Annotated in this window: 11 protein-coding genes; 6 read left to right on the forward strand and 5 right to left on the reverse strand. The window is 59.2% G+C overall.

Annotated elements, in window-relative coordinates:
* Positions 1 to 124: 124 nt before the first annotated feature.
* Positions 125 to 1,789: an energy-dependent translational throttle protein EttA gene (gene ettA, locus LVD11_RS02465; RefSeq protein WP_237055592.1), complete on the forward strand. Its 1,665-nt coding sequence runs from the start codon at positions 125 to 127 to the stop codon at positions 1,787 to 1,789.
* 77 nt (positions 1,790 to 1,866) lie between these two features.
* Here ettA and LVD11_RS02470 read toward each other — a convergent pair whose 3' ends face one another.
* The gene (locus LVD11_RS02470; RefSeq protein ID WP_237055594.1) at positions 1,867 to 3,087 is read right to left on the reverse strand and encodes a methyltransferase; all 1,221 of its coding nucleotides are present in this window, start codon (positions 3,085 to 3,087) and stop codon (positions 1,867 to 1,869) included.
* Between the two features lie 80 nt (positions 3,088 to 3,167).
* Entirely contained in the window at positions 3,168 to 4,853 is a 1,686-nt protein-coding gene (locus tag LVD11_RS02475) for a diguanylate cyclase (RefSeq protein ID WP_237055596.1), read from the reverse strand.
* Between the two features lie 259 nt (positions 4,854 to 5,112).
* Here LVD11_RS02475 and LVD11_RS02480 point away from each other — a divergent pair, with 259 nt between their 5' ends.
* Together LVD11_RS02480 and LVD11_RS02485 are read left to right on the forward strand one after the other, a co-directional pair.
* The gene (locus LVD11_RS02480; protein ID WP_237055598.1) at positions 5,113 to 5,922 is read left to right on the forward strand and encodes an MOSC domain-containing protein; all 810 of its coding nucleotides are present in this window, start codon (positions 5,113 to 5,115) and stop codon (positions 5,920 to 5,922) included.
* Positions 5,923 to 5,958: 36 nt separating this feature from the next.
* Complete coding sequence (locus tag LVD11_RS02485) at positions 5,959 to 6,930, forward strand: questin oxidase family protein (RefSeq protein WP_237055600.1); 972 nt, start codon at positions 5,959 to 5,961, stop codon at positions 6,928 to 6,930.
* Between the two features lie 61 nt (positions 6,931 to 6,991).
* On the opposite strand, the gene LVD11_RS02490 is transcribed toward LVD11_RS02485, so the two are convergent.
* Both LVD11_RS02490 and LVD11_RS02495 read right to left on the reverse strand, forming a co-directional pair.
* The gene (locus LVD11_RS02490; protein WP_237055602.1) at positions 6,992 to 7,381 is read right to left on the reverse strand and encodes a YHS domain-containing (seleno)protein; all 390 of its coding nucleotides are present in this window, start codon (positions 7,379 to 7,381) and stop codon (positions 6,992 to 6,994) included.
* 181 nt (positions 7,382 to 7,562) lie between these two features.
* Positions 7,563 to 10,559, reverse strand: coding sequence for a TonB-dependent receptor (locus LVD11_RS02495; protein WP_237055605.1), 2,997 nt, complete (start codon positions 10,557 to 10,559; stop codon positions 7,563 to 7,565).
* A gap of 543 nt (positions 10,560 to 11,102) precedes the next feature.
* Here LVD11_RS02495 and LVD11_RS02500 point away from each other — a divergent pair.
* Complete coding sequence (locus tag LVD11_RS02500; protein ID WP_237055607.1) at positions 11,103 to 11,609, forward strand: thioredoxin family protein; 507 nt, start codon at positions 11,103 to 11,105, stop codon at positions 11,607 to 11,609.
* A 52-nt stretch (positions 11,610 to 11,661) separates the two neighbouring features.
* Here the strand turns inward: LVD11_RS02500 and LVD11_RS02505 are convergent, their stop codons facing one another.
* Entirely contained in the window at positions 11,662 to 12,366 is a 705-nt protein-coding gene (locus LVD11_RS02505; protein ID WP_237055609.1) for a glutamine amidotransferase-related protein, read from the reverse strand.
* A 149-nt stretch (positions 12,367 to 12,515) separates the two neighbouring features.
* On the opposite strand from LVD11_RS02505, the gene LVD11_RS02510 reads away from it, so the two are divergent.
* Positions 12,516 to 13,247 (forward strand): OmpW/AlkL family protein, encoded by a 732-nt coding sequence (locus LVD11_RS02510; protein ID WP_237055611.1) that lies wholly within the window; start codon positions 12,516 to 12,518, stop codon positions 13,245 to 13,247.
* A gap of 402 nt (positions 13,248 to 13,649) precedes the next feature.
* Positions 13,650 to 15,881: a TonB-dependent receptor gene (locus LVD11_RS02515; protein WP_237055612.1), complete on the forward strand. Its 2,232-nt coding sequence runs from the start codon at positions 13,650 to 13,652 to the stop codon at positions 15,879 to 15,881.
* The last annotated feature ends 32 nt before the right edge of the window (positions 15,882 to 15,913 follow it).

Here is a 15,913-nt window from a genome sequence, read left to right on the forward strand (position 1 = left end):
GCGGGTCAGCCGGGCCACAGAGGGCGGGATTGGCGGGCCGGCCGGTTGCACTTTTCCGGCAACCTGATAAGTTGCGCGCAATTTCTGACCGATCCTGCAACCGATTACAGGAAGCCCTCTATCAATGGCTGAATACGTCTACACAATGAACCGGGTGGGCAAGGTAGTGCCGCCCAAACGTGAAATCCTCAAGGATATCTCCCTGTCCTTCTTCCCCGGCGCCAAGATTGGTGTGCTGGGCCTGAACGGCGCCGGCAAGTCCACACTGCTGCGCATCATGGCCGGCGTGGACCAGGACTATAATGGCGAAGCCCGCGCCATGCCCGGCATCAAAGTGGGCTACCTGCCGCAGGAGCCGCAACTCGACCCGGCCAAGACCGTACGCGGCAATGTGGAGGACGGTGTGCGCGAGGCCATTGATGCCCTCGCCGGCCTGGAGCAGGTCTACGCCGATTATGCCGACCCGGACGCCGACTTCGATGCGCTGGCCAGGAAGCAGCAGCAATATGAGGACGTGATCCAGGCCTGGGATGCCCACAACCTGGAACACCGCCTGGAAGTGGCCGCCGACGCCCTGCGCCTGCCGCCCTGGGACGCCGACGTGAATAACCTGTCCGGCGGTGAGAAGCGCCGCGTGGCCCTGTGCCGCCTGCTGCTGTCGCGCCCGGATATGCTGCTGCTGGACGAGCCCACCAACCACCTGGACGCCGAGAGTGTCTACTGGCTGGAGCGCTTCCTGCACGACTTCGACGGCACCGTGGTGGCCATCACCCACGACCGCTACTTCCTCGACAATGTCGCCGGCTGGATCCTGGAACTGGACCGCGGCCATGGCATTCCCTGGGAGGGCAACTACACCACCTGGCTGGAGCAGAAGGAGAAGCGCCTGGAACAGGAGCAGAAAGGTGAGCAGGCCCGCCAGAAGGCGATGAAGAAGGAACTGGAATGGGCGCGCCAGAACCCCAAGGGCCGCCAGTCCAAGAACAAGGCCCGCCTGTCGCGGCTGGAAGAAATGCAGTCGCAGGATTTCCAGGCCCGCAATGAGACCAACGAGATCTACATTCCGCCGGGTGAGCGACTGGGCGATAACGTGATCGAGTTCGAGCATGTGAGCAAGGGCTTCGGCGACCGGCTGCTGATCGACGACCTCTCGTTCCGGGTACCCAAGGGCGCCATCGTCGGTATTGTCGGCGGTAACGGCGCGGGTAAGTCCACCCTGTTCCGTATGATTACCGGCAGTGAAAAACCGGATTCCGGTGAGATCAAGATCGGCGAGACCGTACAGGTGGCTTACGTCGAACAGGGCCGCGAGAACCTGGACGACAACAAGACCGTATGGGAGGCCATCTCCGATGGCCACGACATGCTGAAGATCGGCAATTACGAAGTGGGTTCACGCAATTATGTGGGCCGTTTCAACTTCAGGGGCAGCGACCAGCAGAAGCGCGTGGGCGAGCTGTCCGGCGGTGAGCGTGGCCGACTGCACCTGGCCTACACCCTCAAGCAGGGCGCCAACGTGCTGCTGTTGGACGAACCGTCCAACGACCTGGATATCGAGACCCTGCGCGCACTGGAAGAAGCCCTGCTGAACTTCCCCGGCTGCGCCCTGGTGATCTCGCACGACCGCTGGTTCCTGGACCGGGTGGCGACCCATATCCTGGCCTACGAGGGCGAGAGCGATGTGGTGTTCTTCGAGGGCAACTACACCGAGTACCACGAGGACTTCGTGGCGCGTAAGGGTGAAGACGCCACGCCGCACCGGATGCAGTACAAGAAGCTGAAGACCTGATTTCCAGGTACAACAGATCAAAGGGCGGCCTGCATGGCCGCCCTTTTTATTTGTGCCCACCCCAAAGGAAAGCCGGCTTAGCGGGTCGCCCGGATCAGGATATTCCGCGGCGTAATTTCACGTGGGCAGAACTCGCCCACCTCTACCTGCGCCCCCTGCTCTTCGAGGAACAGGGCCCGGTCTAGCACCAGCCACAATTCCAGGGGCCGGCGGAAGATATGGGCCACCAGTTCCATGCGCCGCACCCGGTGCCGGCGCTGCAGCCCGCGCTCCAGCCAGTATTCCTCGTCGATCGTCGCCGGCAACGATAATTGCCGGCACTCAGCCGCCCAGCGGGCAAAATCCGCAAAACGGCCGGCCAGCAGGCTCTTGCGTACATTGGGTACCGGCAGGTACTCGTCCACCCCGCGAGCTTCGCGCTGCAGCTCGTCGAATGCCATGCGCCAGTGCAGTTCACAATGGCGCAGCCGGCGTACGCCGGCACCGGCGGTGACCGTCTCCTGTAACGGCAGGTGCAGGTCATCGCGGGAGAGCTTTACCTGCCCGTTACGGGCAGTTTCCGAGAGCGGCGCGAACGCTTCGCCGCGCAGCAGGTGGTAACAGCAGGGGGACAGGCTCAGGGAGTGCCCGCCGTCGGCACTCCAGTGACGCATCAGGGTCGTATGCAGGTCGCCGCAGGCGTGCAGGGCCACCGCATCGGAACCCGCGACCCACTGCCCCGCGTCCGGCGCGAACGCATCGCAGTGCACGAAACGCATGGGAGCACCGCTGCGTTCCGCCAGCTCCCTACCCTCCTCACAGAGCCGTGCCTGCCACTCGAGGCTGGTCACCGGCCGCCCGTCGCAGGCGGCCAACAGCCGCCCCAGGTGGCCCTTGCCGGCACACCATTCCAGTAGCGGGGCATGAGTCTCCGGCAGGCGGGCGGCAAAGGCCAGGATCTGCTGCCACTTGCGCCCCGGCACGCCGTGGTCCAGGCGCGGTGGCGGGTGCAGCTCACGGGATTCGAGCAGGGGCAGGCGGCTGAGCTCAGACAGTTGGCGGGCGGGCAGCCAGGGGGACAGCCACGCACCCGCAGCCTCCATATCCGTCTCCAGTGAGGCCAGCTCTTCATCGGTCAGCGCATCCAGGGCCCGGCAGAGTTCCGGCTGACTGTCTCGCCAATACCACTGGCGGTGATGAAAGGGCCTGAACTGCCACCACTGGGCACCTGCAGCCAGCAACCCGTCCAGCCGCGCGAACCGCTGCCGCAGGGTGCCGGGCGTACCACCGGGGATTTCGCGTCCGATATCTGCGGCCATTGAAAGCCCCGTTCCAATTCCTGCTCAAAATGAGCAGCCATTTTACCGGGGCTGCTGGAGGTACCAAAGCCCTCCGGGGATCAGGACAGCCCGAGGGCCTCGGCGCCAGCGAAGCCCATTTGCACCCGGTCGCGCCCCTGTTGCTTGGCCCGGTATAGGGCGCGGTCCGCGGCGTCAAACAGCTGCATGGCCGAATCGAAATTGTGGCCATCGTAAGTCGCCACCCCGATGCTGATGGTCAGAGGGAGGTCAAACAGGCCCAGCTCCTTCACTTTTTGCAGTAGCCGCCCTGCCAGCACCTGCGCCTGCGCGGCGCCGGTCTGCGGCAGCAGGACCGCGAACTCCTCGCCCCCATAGCGGCAGGCGACCACCGGCCGGCGGGTCTGCTGCAGGATCAGTTGCCCGACTGCACGGATTGCCTCATCCCCCCGGGCGTGGCCATAGCGGTCGTTGATTGCCTTGAAGTGATCCAGGTCCATGAACAGCAGCGACAGCGGGGCGCCGGTGCGATCCACGTGGCTGAACTCCCGCGGCAGTCGCTGCTCGAAGAAGCGCCGGTTACACAGGCCCGACAGTTCGTCGGTATAGCCCCGCCGGCGTATCTCCCGCACCCGCGCCCCCAGCGCCAGCGACAGCAGCACCATCTCAATCAGGGCGGCCACCTGGAAAGCGTTGTGGGTATAGGGGTTGTGAGGCAGCCAGCCAAATGTCTTCAGCACATACACGATCACGCTGGCGAGAAAGGTGCTCCAGCCGACCATGAAGTAGCGCGCCGGGACCGATCCGCGCCAGAGGCTTACTGCGCCGAGGATCAGCATCAGCACACTGGACAGCAGCACCTGTACGGTGAGGACGGTGACCATCAGCCGGTAGCCGACGAAAGGCGCTATCACTGTCAGGGCGATGGTCAGGTACAGCAGCAGGCGTGCCACCCGGTCCACCCGCGGTGCCAGCTGGCGCCCGGAGCAGATAGTCCGGGCAAACTGGATTCCGAAGATAATGCTCAGGCCCAGCAGCACAAGCAGGCTTTCATTGGCAAGCCAGGGGTTGTCGGGCCATACGAACTGGAAAGAGACCCCGTTGAGCGCGCCGAAGTAAAGGCTGTAACTGAGGGCGTAGCCCATGTAGAAACCGTAGGCCGGATCCCGGACCGCCAGGAACAGCAAGAGGTTGTAAATCACCAGCACCAGGAAGCCACCGTAATAGACTCCCAGCAGGAACTGCTCCAGCGTCAGGTGCGGAATCAGCGAAACCTCGCTGCTGACGGAAAGGCCGATGTTCATGGCCCCCTGGGTGGCAAAACGCAGGTAGAAGGTGCGCTCGCTGGCCGGGGGAAGGGTCACCGGGAAAACGAATTCGCGCAGGGCCAGCGGGCGGGTGGAAAACGGCCGGCGATCCCCCGTCGCGACCTGCCGCCAGCCGCCACCGTCCCGGGGTTCCCAGAAATCCAGGAAATCGATCAGCGGGTAGTCCTGGCGGATAAGGAGCGGCAGGGCCTGGTCGGAGGGGTTGCGCAGGGTGAAGGCGACCCAATAGGCCGAGGACGTGTAGCCAAAATTGGCAGAGTTTTCGTTCCAGGGCCTGAGCCCATCGGCGGCGTCGCGCAGCTCATCAAAGGCGAGCGAGCCATCGCGGTCTTCCAGCAGGCGCAGGTGTGGTGCCAGGGACACAGGCTGTTGGCCCGGAGCCACTGTCAGCGGCCCTGCCTGGCCATCCAGCGCCAGGCAGAACAGAAATATTCCCCACAATATCCCGGCGACTCGCATCGCACTTTCCCGTTATTATTTTTTCAGCCAGCGCCGGCAACCCGGCATGAGCACGAGGCGCCCGTGCCGCAGGCCACATGTCACGTCAAGACTGTGATCATATTAGAATTTCCGGGCCAGACAAATTACATCTGCCTACAGCCGAATGATATTGACACCAATGCGTGGAATGACAGGCTAGCCCTGCCGGTTCGCAGCAGGTGACCGGCTTTTGTGGCCCTTCGGCGCTACCGGGCACACGACCGCAGGACTCCCCCTTATGCAGATTTCCGATCTTTTCCAGTTCCCGGTGAAGTCACTCCAGGGCTATCGCACCCGGGCCCTGGCCCTCGACCGGTTCGGTGCCGTCGATGACCGGCGGTGGATGCTGGTGGATACCGATAACCAGTTCGTCACCCAACGCCGGCTCCGGCGCATGGCACAGCTCACCGCTTCCATCACCGCCAGCGGGATTCGCATCGCGAACCGCAAAGGCGATGCGATAGAGGTTGCCCGGCCAGCGGATGGGGCGTCAACGCTAAGGGTAAGGGTCTGGGACGATGAGGTGGTCGCGCGGGATTCAGGCGACCTTGCCGCCCGGTGGCTCACCGAACAGCTGCATACGCAGGTGAGGCTGGTGGCAATTGGCGCCGAGTTCCGGCGGCCGCTGGCCGCGCCGCGCGCAGACCGGCAGGTGGGATTCGCCGACGCAGCGCCTCTGCTGGTCGTCGGCCAGGCCTCGCTCGACGACCTCAACCGGCGGCTGGCAGAACCGGTCTCCGTGTTCAATTTCCGCCCCAACCTGGTGGTGAGTGGCTGCCCGGCCTTCGCCGAGGACCACTGGCAGCGGATGATCGTCCATACCCGCGACGGACCGGTGGAATTCGAATGCACCCACCCCTGCGCACGCTGTGCGATACCCGGCCTTGACCCACTGACCGGTGAGGTCCGCAGGGAACCGCTGCACACACTGGCCAAGTACCGCCGCGGCACCGATGGACAGGTGTATTTTGGCATGAACCTGACGCCAGTCTTTGGCAACCCCGCGGGCCACACCATAAACTTGGGCGACAGCGTGGAAGCCCTGTAACGCCTTTTTTATCGATTGCCGAGCGGGAGGGAACGGATGGCCATTACCCGATATTGCGCGGAACTGCTGGAGTCAGCGAGCCGCTTCCATGTCCACTACGGGGACCGGCTCGCCAACCACCTGCCCATGGTCCTGATTGCGCTGGACCAGATGGGCGCCACACGCGCACAACTTCAGTACGCGTTCGATCGATCTACCCCCCACCTGAAGTTACGCCCCGCGAGCCCCCTTAAACCCATTACGGATATAGCCGCATGCCGGCGTAGCGAGGAACTGTTTCCCAGTGCGCTGCGATATTATGAGCAGCAGCTCAAGCAACATGGCGTACAGGAATGCCTGCGCCGCGAAATCCCGCCGCTGTTACCCTCCATCGCCACCGCGGCCTTCCACGGCCTGATCCGGACCGCTTATGGGATCGACGCCGGGCACCTGCAGGAAATCGCCATGGGGCTGGCCTACTGGAACCTGGAATATTACACACTGGAGTCGAGCAACGAGCACACCGATCTTTCTGCCGCCGAGGTCATTGAAGACGTAAGGCGCCGTTTTCCCCGGATAGAGGTGGCACCCGGAAATATCAGTGACCACATGCACGCGGTAACGGGTCAGGACGGATGGGCGGATACGCCAATACAGCCCAGCCAGTTAAGCCTGCAGGATATCGCGCGAACTGCACTCGACGCTTACTGTGGGACCAGGGATTTCACCCTGCTGCACGGGGTAACCGGATGCCATGCCTTGCGGTTGATCCTTCCTTTTTGTCCGGACCCGGAGGCTGCCATGCGCTATTTCTGGGAGGGACTGGTGATCGCCTATCTCAGCACCGGACCAAAGGAAATCATCGGAAAGACGCTGGAGGTGGACAATGGCAGTTGGAAGGAGATCAAGGCTCTCGCCTGTCAGAGTGACGACGACCACTTAATCAAACTGAGCTACTCCTGCGAGCAGGAGTTTCTGTATTACGGAGTCGAAAAATACACCAGAATGGCAAGTACGCTGTTCAACTGAACCTCGGTCGCTCAGCCCAAAACATAAGATGACTAAAGGGGAAGTGATAAAGGAAGCCCCTCTACTCCTGTCCTGACACCCCCTCTACTTGCCAGCGCTGCAATGCTGATAGCGACGAGAACATGTAAAGCTTCCCGTCCACAAGAAGGTAAATCAAGGGGTTCGCGGGCCTCCGAAAGCCTTCACGATAATTCGTGGCACAAAGCCCTGAATATTGTGGGATAAAACGCTCCGGATTAGAGCTGAACTCTTCCAGGTTAGACTCCACGGAAAACCAGTAAGCCGTCCCCGCATGCGTGGCCACGAGGCGTCGCTTTCCTTTTTCTGGAAATGCCTTGAAATAACTCACGGGGTCATATCCACCCAGAGCCGGATTATCAGCCCCGGCATGAGCAGGGGACTGCAACAGCAGGGCAATTACAACGAAGAAATAAGCGATATAAGCCTTCACGACACCAAGCCAATCTAGATAGTCCGGATCAACTATAGCTCGCGTCCACTCCAATCCCCCGGATGACCATCGCTCAAGGGAAACAATATCTGCCCTTTCTCGAATAACTAAAGCTCAAAAACAAAAACCCCGCCAAATGGCGGGGTTTCCGTCTAATAACTTCTAAGCAGAACTTCTAACCTTAGAAATTATAAGCAGCACCAAGACGAACGTAGAACGGACGCTGGTAGCTGGTGGTCAGGCCGTAGCGGGGATCCGCCACACCGACTTCTTGCTCCGCGAACTCATAGCTTTCGAGCTCAGAAGCCGCATTCAGGATATTAAATGCGTCAGCACGGAGCTCCAGCTCGCCGGAAGCCATCGGCATCACGTATACCGCGTTCAGGTCCAGCTGGCTAACCCAGTCGGTACGGCCCATATCGCCACGAGCGACCTGGGTATACTCCTGAGAACCGCTGTCCCACAGGTAGTAAGTATCACCGTAGGGCGCGGACCCCGGAACCGGATTGCCATCAGCATCATAGGTGGTGTAGTCAGGGTGACCCAAACCGAAGGCGTTGACCGGGCGACCGGACTTCAGTGAGAAGTTGGCACCCACGCGCAGATCTTGGGTTACCTGATAGGCACCAAACACTTTCACCTGGTGACGGCGGTCGTTCGGCAGGTAGCCTTTGGCGCCATCCATCAGGGCCGGGAAGTCAAAGTCCTGCAGAATGCCGGCATCGTCCTGGCCGTTGTCTGACTTCACGTAGCCTTCGGCATTACCGTAGGACTGAGACCAGGTGTAAGAACCTTTCAGGCTCCACACGCCGTCCCATACACGCTCAAAGCTCAGCTCTGCGCCGTTGTAGTAACGCTCGGCAGCCGGGTACTCCATCTCCGCAGCAGACAGGGTGATCGGCTCAACCTCTCCATCGCCATCAAGATCAGCGTAGGTTTCCACATCCGAACCAGGGTTGGTCAGGATATACTGGTGAACGCTGGCACCGTACTTGCTCGCGACAGCGTGGTCGATCAGAACGTCCTCAATGGTGCTGCTCAGGTCACGACGAACAATCTTCAGGCCTACCAGCCAGTCATCATTCAGGAAGGTTTCTGCACCGATGATGAACTCATCCTGATACATCGGCTCCAGGGTGGTATCCAGGGTGGAGCGGGTATCCGGCACAGTACCATCAGCACTTACCAGCGCGGAGCCCAGTTCCTGGCTGGTCGGCATCAGCTCAGCGTCAATGTTGATCGGCGCGCCGGTTACCGAATCGCGAGGACCTTCGTCAACGAAGAAACGCTGCACATCAGACTCGGCACCAGACAGACGGACGTTGGTGTTGTTGGCAATCGGCAGGTGGTAACGGCCATAGTTCGCGAAAAGACGAGTTTCGCCATTACCAAATACATCCCAGGACAGCCCCAGGCGCGGAGCCCACTGGTTATCCACCTCGATGAAGGAATCACCCTCGGAGTTCTGGTTGTTAAAGTACTCATTCCGCAGACCAAGCACTGCGGTCAGGCTGCTGGTGATATCCCAGGTATCCTCAACATAGAAGGCCCTGGAGGTAGTCTCGAACATGCCACCGTTCGAGAACTGTCGGGTTCTGACCACATAGTTTACGCCGTCAGGAACGATAGCACCGTTAGCCAGTGCAGAGCCCGGGGCAACCTCGAGGTAGCGATAATACTGGCCACCGGAGTAGAAGGAGGCCGCATCGGAGGTGTTGATTTCCTGGTCAATACCGAACCGCAGCTGGTGGTTAGCCCCGACAAACCATTCGGCGTCAAGACGCATGGCTTCACGGGTATCTTCGCCCTGGTCAACCAGGGAGTTAACCCAGCAGCCGGGTGTAACGCCATCCCAGTCCGGCTTGGAGAACTGAAGGTCAACAATAATCGGGCAGTTCACATCGTTGGATGAGAACGAGGTCAGGTTGTACTGGTTCTCGCCCCACATGGCGGATACGGCGAAGGTGTCAGTGATCTGACCGGTATAGTTGACGATCAGGTTGTCACCACCGCGCTCATCAGTCGCAGTACCAACTGACTCCAGTTTCTTATCGTTCTCGTAATCGTAATCGAAGGTTTCAGTCACGATCTCACGTGCATCGGAGAATGCAGTGACCCGCATTGAGTGTCCGTCGATGATATTCCAGTCCAGGGTAACGCCCCAGAAATCGGTGTCGACTTCACGCTCGTTGAATCGATTCGGGCTACCTGTACTTGCGTATCCCTGAGTGTTCTGCTGAGGCGAGTACATGGCGGAGAAAAACAGCTTATCCTTGATGATAGGACCGGCCGCATAGAGGTTTACTTCCGCATCATCCCAGGTGTTGTACTCATTGACATCATAAATGGTGCCATCCTCATAACGAGTGTTCGGGCTCGTGGCAGCCAGCGACTCCGGAGACATATAGGAGGAAATGCCGAATTCAAACTCGTTCGAACCGCTCTTGGTCACTGCGTTCACGACACCACCGGTAGAGCGGCCGAACTCTGCAGAGTAGCCGCCGGTCTTGACCTGGAAGGCGTCATAGAACTGGAACGGAACGGTGCTGCCACCCAGACCGTTACGGAAGTTCGTGACGTTCATACCGTTAATGAAGTAAGTATTTTCCGCTACAGAGGCCCCGCCAAAGGAAGCCAGGTTGCCGAAGGCTCCATCGCCTTTCACGGTACCCGGAGCAAGCAGCGCAACATCGGTAATGGTGTGAGCAACCGGCAGGCGGTTCACTTCGTCGGCAGAGATGTTCAGTGCGCTCTCCACTGCAGAAGTGTCCATCTGCGTGATTTCACTGCCTACGACAACAACCTGCTCCATCTCCTCTGACGCCATGGGAATACCGATGGCAGTATCAGAACCGAGCCGCACCCTGATTTCAGCGATCTTGGTAACCTGATAGCCATCCTTGACCGCTGTCACGTCATAGGTGCCGACCGGCAGGTTGGACATCACAAAGGCACCGTTCTCGTCAGCGGTAACGGTACGAGTCAAACCAGTCTTTGAATTGGTTACAGTGATAGTGGCCCCTGCGATCTGGGCTTCACCAACGGAGACAACACCTTTCAGGCCCCCGCTAGTATTGTTGCCTGCAGCCATGGCTGCGCCACTCACCATAGAAGCGCCGATAGCCAGCGCCAGAACACTCTTGGCAAGGTGCTTCTTGAGCTTGGTATTTGAGCTCATATTGACCCCTTTCATTTGTTGTTTGTTTATCTACTTCTTATTGAATGGATGCGACCGCCCCCCAGCAGTCGCATTCCCAACACAATAACTGGAACGAATAACCAAAGTGCGTACTCAAACCTTTTTTGAAAAAATTTCACCGAACAACAAGGTTTAATAAAAAATTTATCCGCATGAAAAGCCTTTATTTATGCCTCTACCTCTAACAAACCACTGAAATTAAACTGATTAATGATTTTTTGGCTCAAACTTAGGATGACATTGCAAAGCGACCTTGGCCTGCAGGTTATGGACAATGTCATATTTAGTCACATAAGTTCAGCGAGATATCTCCCGGAATTCAGGCTTCCCAGCTCGGGCTCGCAAGCCGAAATCCAGCGCGGGGGGGGGCTACAGGCACCTTCGCCATCAGCGAATTAACGCCCTGCTGCTAGCTTCCAGACACCGGGCTCCACTGCTATGCTGGCTCTCAAGCCATTGCAGCCAACCCTGGAAGAAGTAATGTCCCTCACTCCCTCAAACATGAAGCCGCTCGGAACCCCGATGCCAGAATTCAGGCTCCCCGATGCCACCGGCGAAATCGTGTCGAGTGAGAAGTTTTCCGGCAAACCGTTGCTGGTGATGTTTATCTGCAACCACTGCCCCTACGTAAAACATGTCGCTGCAGCATTGTCGGAATTTGCGGAGCAATACCTTCCTGCGGGGCTGGGTATCGTCGCCATCAACAGTAATGACTACGCCACCCATCCCGATGACAGCCCCGAAAAGATGCGTGAGGAGATCGCCGCGAGGGGCTATCGCTTCCCCTATTTGGTGGACGAAAGCCAGGAAGTGGCCAGGGCCTTCGGTGCCGCCTGCACGCCGGATTTCTTCCTGTTTGACCGGGAAGGCAGGCTCGCCTACCGGGGACAGTTCGACAGCAGCCGCCCGGGCAACGAAGAGCCTGTGGATGGCAGTGACCTTCGTGCCGCCTCAGATGCAGTTTTGAGAGGGGAGCAGCCGCAACTGGAACAGGTACCGTCCGTGGGCTGCAATATCAAGTGGAAGTGATCTGTAGGTAGGAGCAGCCACGGGCCACCCCTACTACTGTGGCGGAGCCAGCTTACTGATTCCGCAGGAACTCCAGCATCCAACGGGCCACGGTGCTCTCGTGGATATCGTTTTGCAGTGAAGCCTGCCCTTTTTCCACCACATCCTCACCGAAAGCCTCGCGGCGTAATTCCATCAGGCTGTTTGAGTAGGGCTTGGTGAATTCCGGGTGGGCCTGGAAGGTGAGCATATGCTCATCCACCTGGACCATCGCCATCGGACAGAAATCGCTCGATGCCAGCACCCGCGCACCCGGGGGCAGCGCCTCGACCTGGTCTTGGTGGCTCACCAGCAGGCTGAAACGCTTCTGGGGCTCCGACATCCAGTTCGGCGTCTCCTGCAGCTCATAGCTGTGGACACCCACGCCCCAGCCCTTGTCTGACTTACGGGCCCTGCCCCCCAGGGCCTGGGCAATCAGCTGGTGGCCGAAACAGATGCCAATGGTTGGCTTACCGCGCTCACGCAGGTTCCGCACAAACTCCATCAGGGGGGCAATCCAGGGCTTGTCCTCGTAAACGCCGGTCTTGCTGCCGGTGATCAGGTAAGCATCCACTTCGTCAACGTCATCCGGGTAATGACCATGCTGCACTTCATAGGTCACGAATTCCAGGGAGGGGTCCTGGTCCCGCAGTAGCTGGGCAAACATCTCGGGGTATTCACCAAATTCACCCACCAGTTCCTTGCGGACATCGTCTGTTTTCAAAACGCCTATTTTCATTATCTCACCGCTGAGTTGACTACTGAGATGGCGGATTATGGCATATCCGAGCCCGGGCTGGCGCCCGATGCTTCGCTACAGGCAACGCCGATGCGGGCAGTGTCTAGACTGACGGTTGGAAACCGGAGTCTTCAGGGAGCGAAACAACGATGAAACCCACGACACTGCTCGCGTGCAGCCTCGCAGCGACCCTGCTGAGTGGTGGCGTACTGGCCGACAACCGCCAGGGTGATTTCATCGTGCGTGCCGGGGTCGGCGCAACAATACCGGACGACGAGTCGGAGGAACTCAGACTGAATGGGGTGAAGTTGCCGGGCAGCCGTGTACTGGTCGCAGACGGATATGCAGCCACCTTTACCGGCACCTGGGTTTTCGTCGACCACTGGGGGCTGGGGCTGCTGCTGGCCACCCCCTTTGAACACGACCTGGACGTCCGCGGTCTTCCCGACGAAGAAGGCCTCTCAATCGGCACTGTTCCCCTGGGGGATATCAAGCACCTGCCACCGACCCTGACAGTACAGTGGTTCCCGGTCTGTGTGGAATCCCGGGTCCAGCCTTACGTCGGCTTCGGCGTCAACTACACCACTTTCATGGACGAGGATGTCACACGAATTGCCAATACTTACTTTAAAAGAAGACTCGGTGCTACGGCTGAATCGGACCTGGAGCTCGACGACTCCTGGGGTTTGGCCGGTGAGGTTGGCGTCGACGTGCAATTCGGCCCCGACAGCCGCTGGCTGTTTAATGCGGCGGTCTGGTACCTGGATATCGACAGCGATGCGGAAATTCGCTTCCCAACAGACAATGGCGTTTCGCGAATCAAAACCGAGGTCGAGATCGACCCGTTTGTCTACAGCCTCGGGATCGGCTATCGCTTCTGATAGCTGGCGCCCCAAAAAACCAAACCATCCCGCCAAAGTCGCATTTCAGCGATAAAGTTTCCTTTTATGCGCCCTTGCGGTAGCCGATTATTCTATATATGGTGAAATAATTCTTTCACCCGAAATGGAAATCGAGTCATCTTCAGCCTGGCTCAACAAGGGTGCCTGTTCGGGGCGCAGCGCCTGAAATCCCTGCGCTACCAGATTCTGCCAATCGCTGTTCACCAACAAGAACAACAGACAAATCCTTCTCTGCAGTCCATTACTGGAAACTTTGTATCCGTTGCAGACGCGTGCCCCAGTATTCGCTCAGCTGTAACCGACTGTAATAGCGTTGGCAAAGTACAAAAAGCAGAAAGTAAACGCTGCAAAAAATAATTAATGCACGACAAGGAGAGTACTATGCATCGTTCCCCCGCCCCCCTGGCCCATGCCATCCGCCGCTGTATCTCCGGCAGCCGATTTGCCCCGACATTGCTGGCCGTGGCAATAGCGGGACCGGCCATGGCACAGCAGCAATCGGTCCTCGAAGAGGTTACGGTCACCGCCCAGAAACGCGAGCAGTCCATGCAGGATGTCTCGGTGGCTGTCAGCGCATTTTCCGGTGATGCCATCGAGAAAATGGGTTTCGAAGAGGGCCTGGATATTACCCAGCAGGTACCCAACATGAATTTCTTCGCCATCTTTGGCGAAGCTTCCAGTCCTTCGGTCAGCCTGCGCGGTATCAGCCTGGTGAATTTTTCCGATTCCTGGGAATCACCTGTGTCCATCTACGTGGATGACGTCTATCGCGGCAACCCCGCCGGGTCTGCAATCCAGCTGTTCGACCTGGAACGGGTGGAAGTATTGCGTGGGCCCCAGGGTACCCTTTACGGCCGCAACACAACCGGCGGCCTGATGCACTACGTATCCCGCAAGCCCACCGACGAATTTACCGCAAGCGCGAGTGCCAGCCTCGGCAGCTATTCGGAGCAGATTCTGGAGGGAGCTGTGGGTGGCGCCCTGGCAGAGGGCGTGCGCGGGCGCTTCGCGTTCAAGAGCACCACCAACGACGGCTGGCAGACCAATACCGTAACCGGCGACAAGCTCAATGACACGGACAGCTTTGGCTACCGCGCCCAGCTCGACTTTGATCTCGGAGAAAGCGGTGGCCTGCTGCTTAATTTTCACGGCAGCGAGGCAGACCAGAACTCAGTCGGCTTCGCCCACATGGGTTACCTGGAAGAGGGTAGTGAGGGTGCCGCAACCTGCCCGATTTCCCGTATCCAGGATGGCGGCTGTACCAGCAATACCTTCGGGTTTACCGGTGTAGAAGCAGTGGACGGTAAATTTGATCCCGAACACGTAGCCAGCGGCGCCGCCAACGGCCTGATCACCCAGATAGACACGTACGGCACATCCGCCACCCTCGACTGGGAGTTCGAGAGTTTCACCCTGACCTCCATCACTGCCTACGAAGAGCTGGACAAGTTCCTCCAGGATGATGGCGACGGCACCGAAGTGGTCTGGTTCGACGAACAGTATGCGGTGGACGCCGAGCAATATACCCAGGAATTACGGCTGGACGGTGCCACTGACAACGTTACCTGGGTCACAGGTTTTTATTACTATAAGGATGACCGCGGACTGGTCACGGAAGCCCCCACAACCGCCGATGGCCTCTGGCACCAGGAAATCGTCGCCCTCGACAGCGAATCCTGGGCACTGTTCGGCCAGGTGGAATATGACCTTGCACCCACGCTGACCCTGGTAAGTGGCCTTCGCTATACGGAAGAGGAACGGCAGTTTTCCCAGGAATCCGGCCCCAGCTTCTACGACCCTCTTTCGGTACGCGACAGCCTCAGCGAAAGTGCCACCACAGGCCGCCTGGGTCTCGACTGGCGCCCGGACGATAACACGCTCGCATATGCCAGCTTCTCCACAGGATTCAAGAGCGGCGGGTTTTCCGGCAGCTACAACGCCTCTCTTGAAGCCACCCGCCCGGTGGGTGCCGAGGAAATCGCCAACTTCGAGGTGGGACTGAAAACCACCCTGGCAGAGGTATACCGGCTTAACGCGGCAGCCTTCCATTACACGGTGGAAGACTACCAGGCACAGGTATTCCTGACGGTGGCGGATGGTAGTGTGATCACCAATGCGGGGGATGTGGACGGCACCGGGGCTGAAATCGAATTGACGGCACCAATCACCGATAATTTTGAGGTGATCGCCGGTGCCGGCTGGCTTTCCACCGGGTTCGACTCCGAGCAGATCTTTTTTGTTGCCGGGGACAGCTATACCCTGGATGGCAATGAGCTGCCCTCGGCCCCCGGATTCACCTACAACCTGGTGGCCCGTTACTACCAGAGCCTGGGCGGGTCCGGCGAGCTGGTATTCCAGGGTGATTACTCCTGGCAGGACGACCACTACCTGCAGATCGAGAATGATCCCTACTCATTGCACAAAGCTTACGGCCTGGCCAATGCCAGCCTCAGCTGGTACTCCCCGTCAGAGCGTTACAGCGTACAGGCTTTTGTAAACAACCTGGCAGATGAGGAGTATTTCACCTACCAGAACACCCTGGGCAGCGACTGGGGTTACGGCGTCTGGGGCCAGCCGCGGACGGCGGGAATGCGTTTCAACTGGAAACTCTAACCTTGTCGTGTACTGCAGCTCCCCGTGACAAC

The organism is Microbulbifer sediminum (assembly GCF_021729035.1).
Classification (GTDB): domain Bacteria; phylum Pseudomonadota; class Gammaproteobacteria; order Pseudomonadales; family Cellvibrionaceae; genus Microbulbifer; species Microbulbifer sediminum.

Excerpts from the sequence above, each read along its gene's own strand:
- LVD11_RS02495 (WP_237055605.1), bottom strand. The coding sequence starts at position 10,559 with ATGAGCTCAAATACCAAGCTCAAGAAGCACCTTGCCAAGAGTGTTCTG.
- LVD11_RS02480 (WP_237055598.1), top strand. The coding sequence starts at position 5,113 with ATGCAGATTTCCGATCTTTTCCAGTTCCCGGTGAAGTCACTCCAGGGC.
- LVD11_RS02510 (WP_237055611.1), top strand. The coding sequence starts at position 12,516 with ATGAAACCCACGACACTGCTCGCGTGCAGCCTCGCAGCGACCCTGCTG.
- LVD11_RS02500 (WP_237055607.1), top strand. The coding sequence starts at position 11,103 with ATGCCAGAATTCAGGCTCCCCGATGCCACCGGCGAAATCGTGTCGAGT.
- LVD11_RS02515 (WP_237055612.1), top strand. The coding sequence starts at position 13,650 with ATGCATCGTTCCCCCGCCCCCCTGGCCCATGCCATCCGCCGCTGTATC.
- ettA (WP_237055592.1), top strand. The coding sequence starts at position 125 with ATGGCTGAATACGTCTACACAATGAACCGGGTGGGCAAGGTAGTGCCG.
- LVD11_RS02505 (WP_237055609.1), bottom strand. The coding sequence starts at position 12,366 with ATGAAAATAGGCGTTTTGAAAACAGACGATGTCCGCAAGGAACTGGTG.
- LVD11_RS02485 (WP_237055600.1), top strand. The coding sequence starts at position 5,959 with ATGGCCATTACCCGATATTGCGCGGAACTGCTGGAGTCAGCGAGCCGC.
- LVD11_RS02475 (WP_237055596.1), bottom strand. The coding sequence starts at position 4,853 with ATGCGAGTCGCCGGGATATTGTGGGGAATATTTCTGTTCTGCCTGGCG.
- LVD11_RS02470 (WP_237055594.1), bottom strand. The coding sequence starts at position 3,087 with ATGGCCGCAGATATCGGACGCGAAATCCCCGGTGGTACGCCCGGCACC.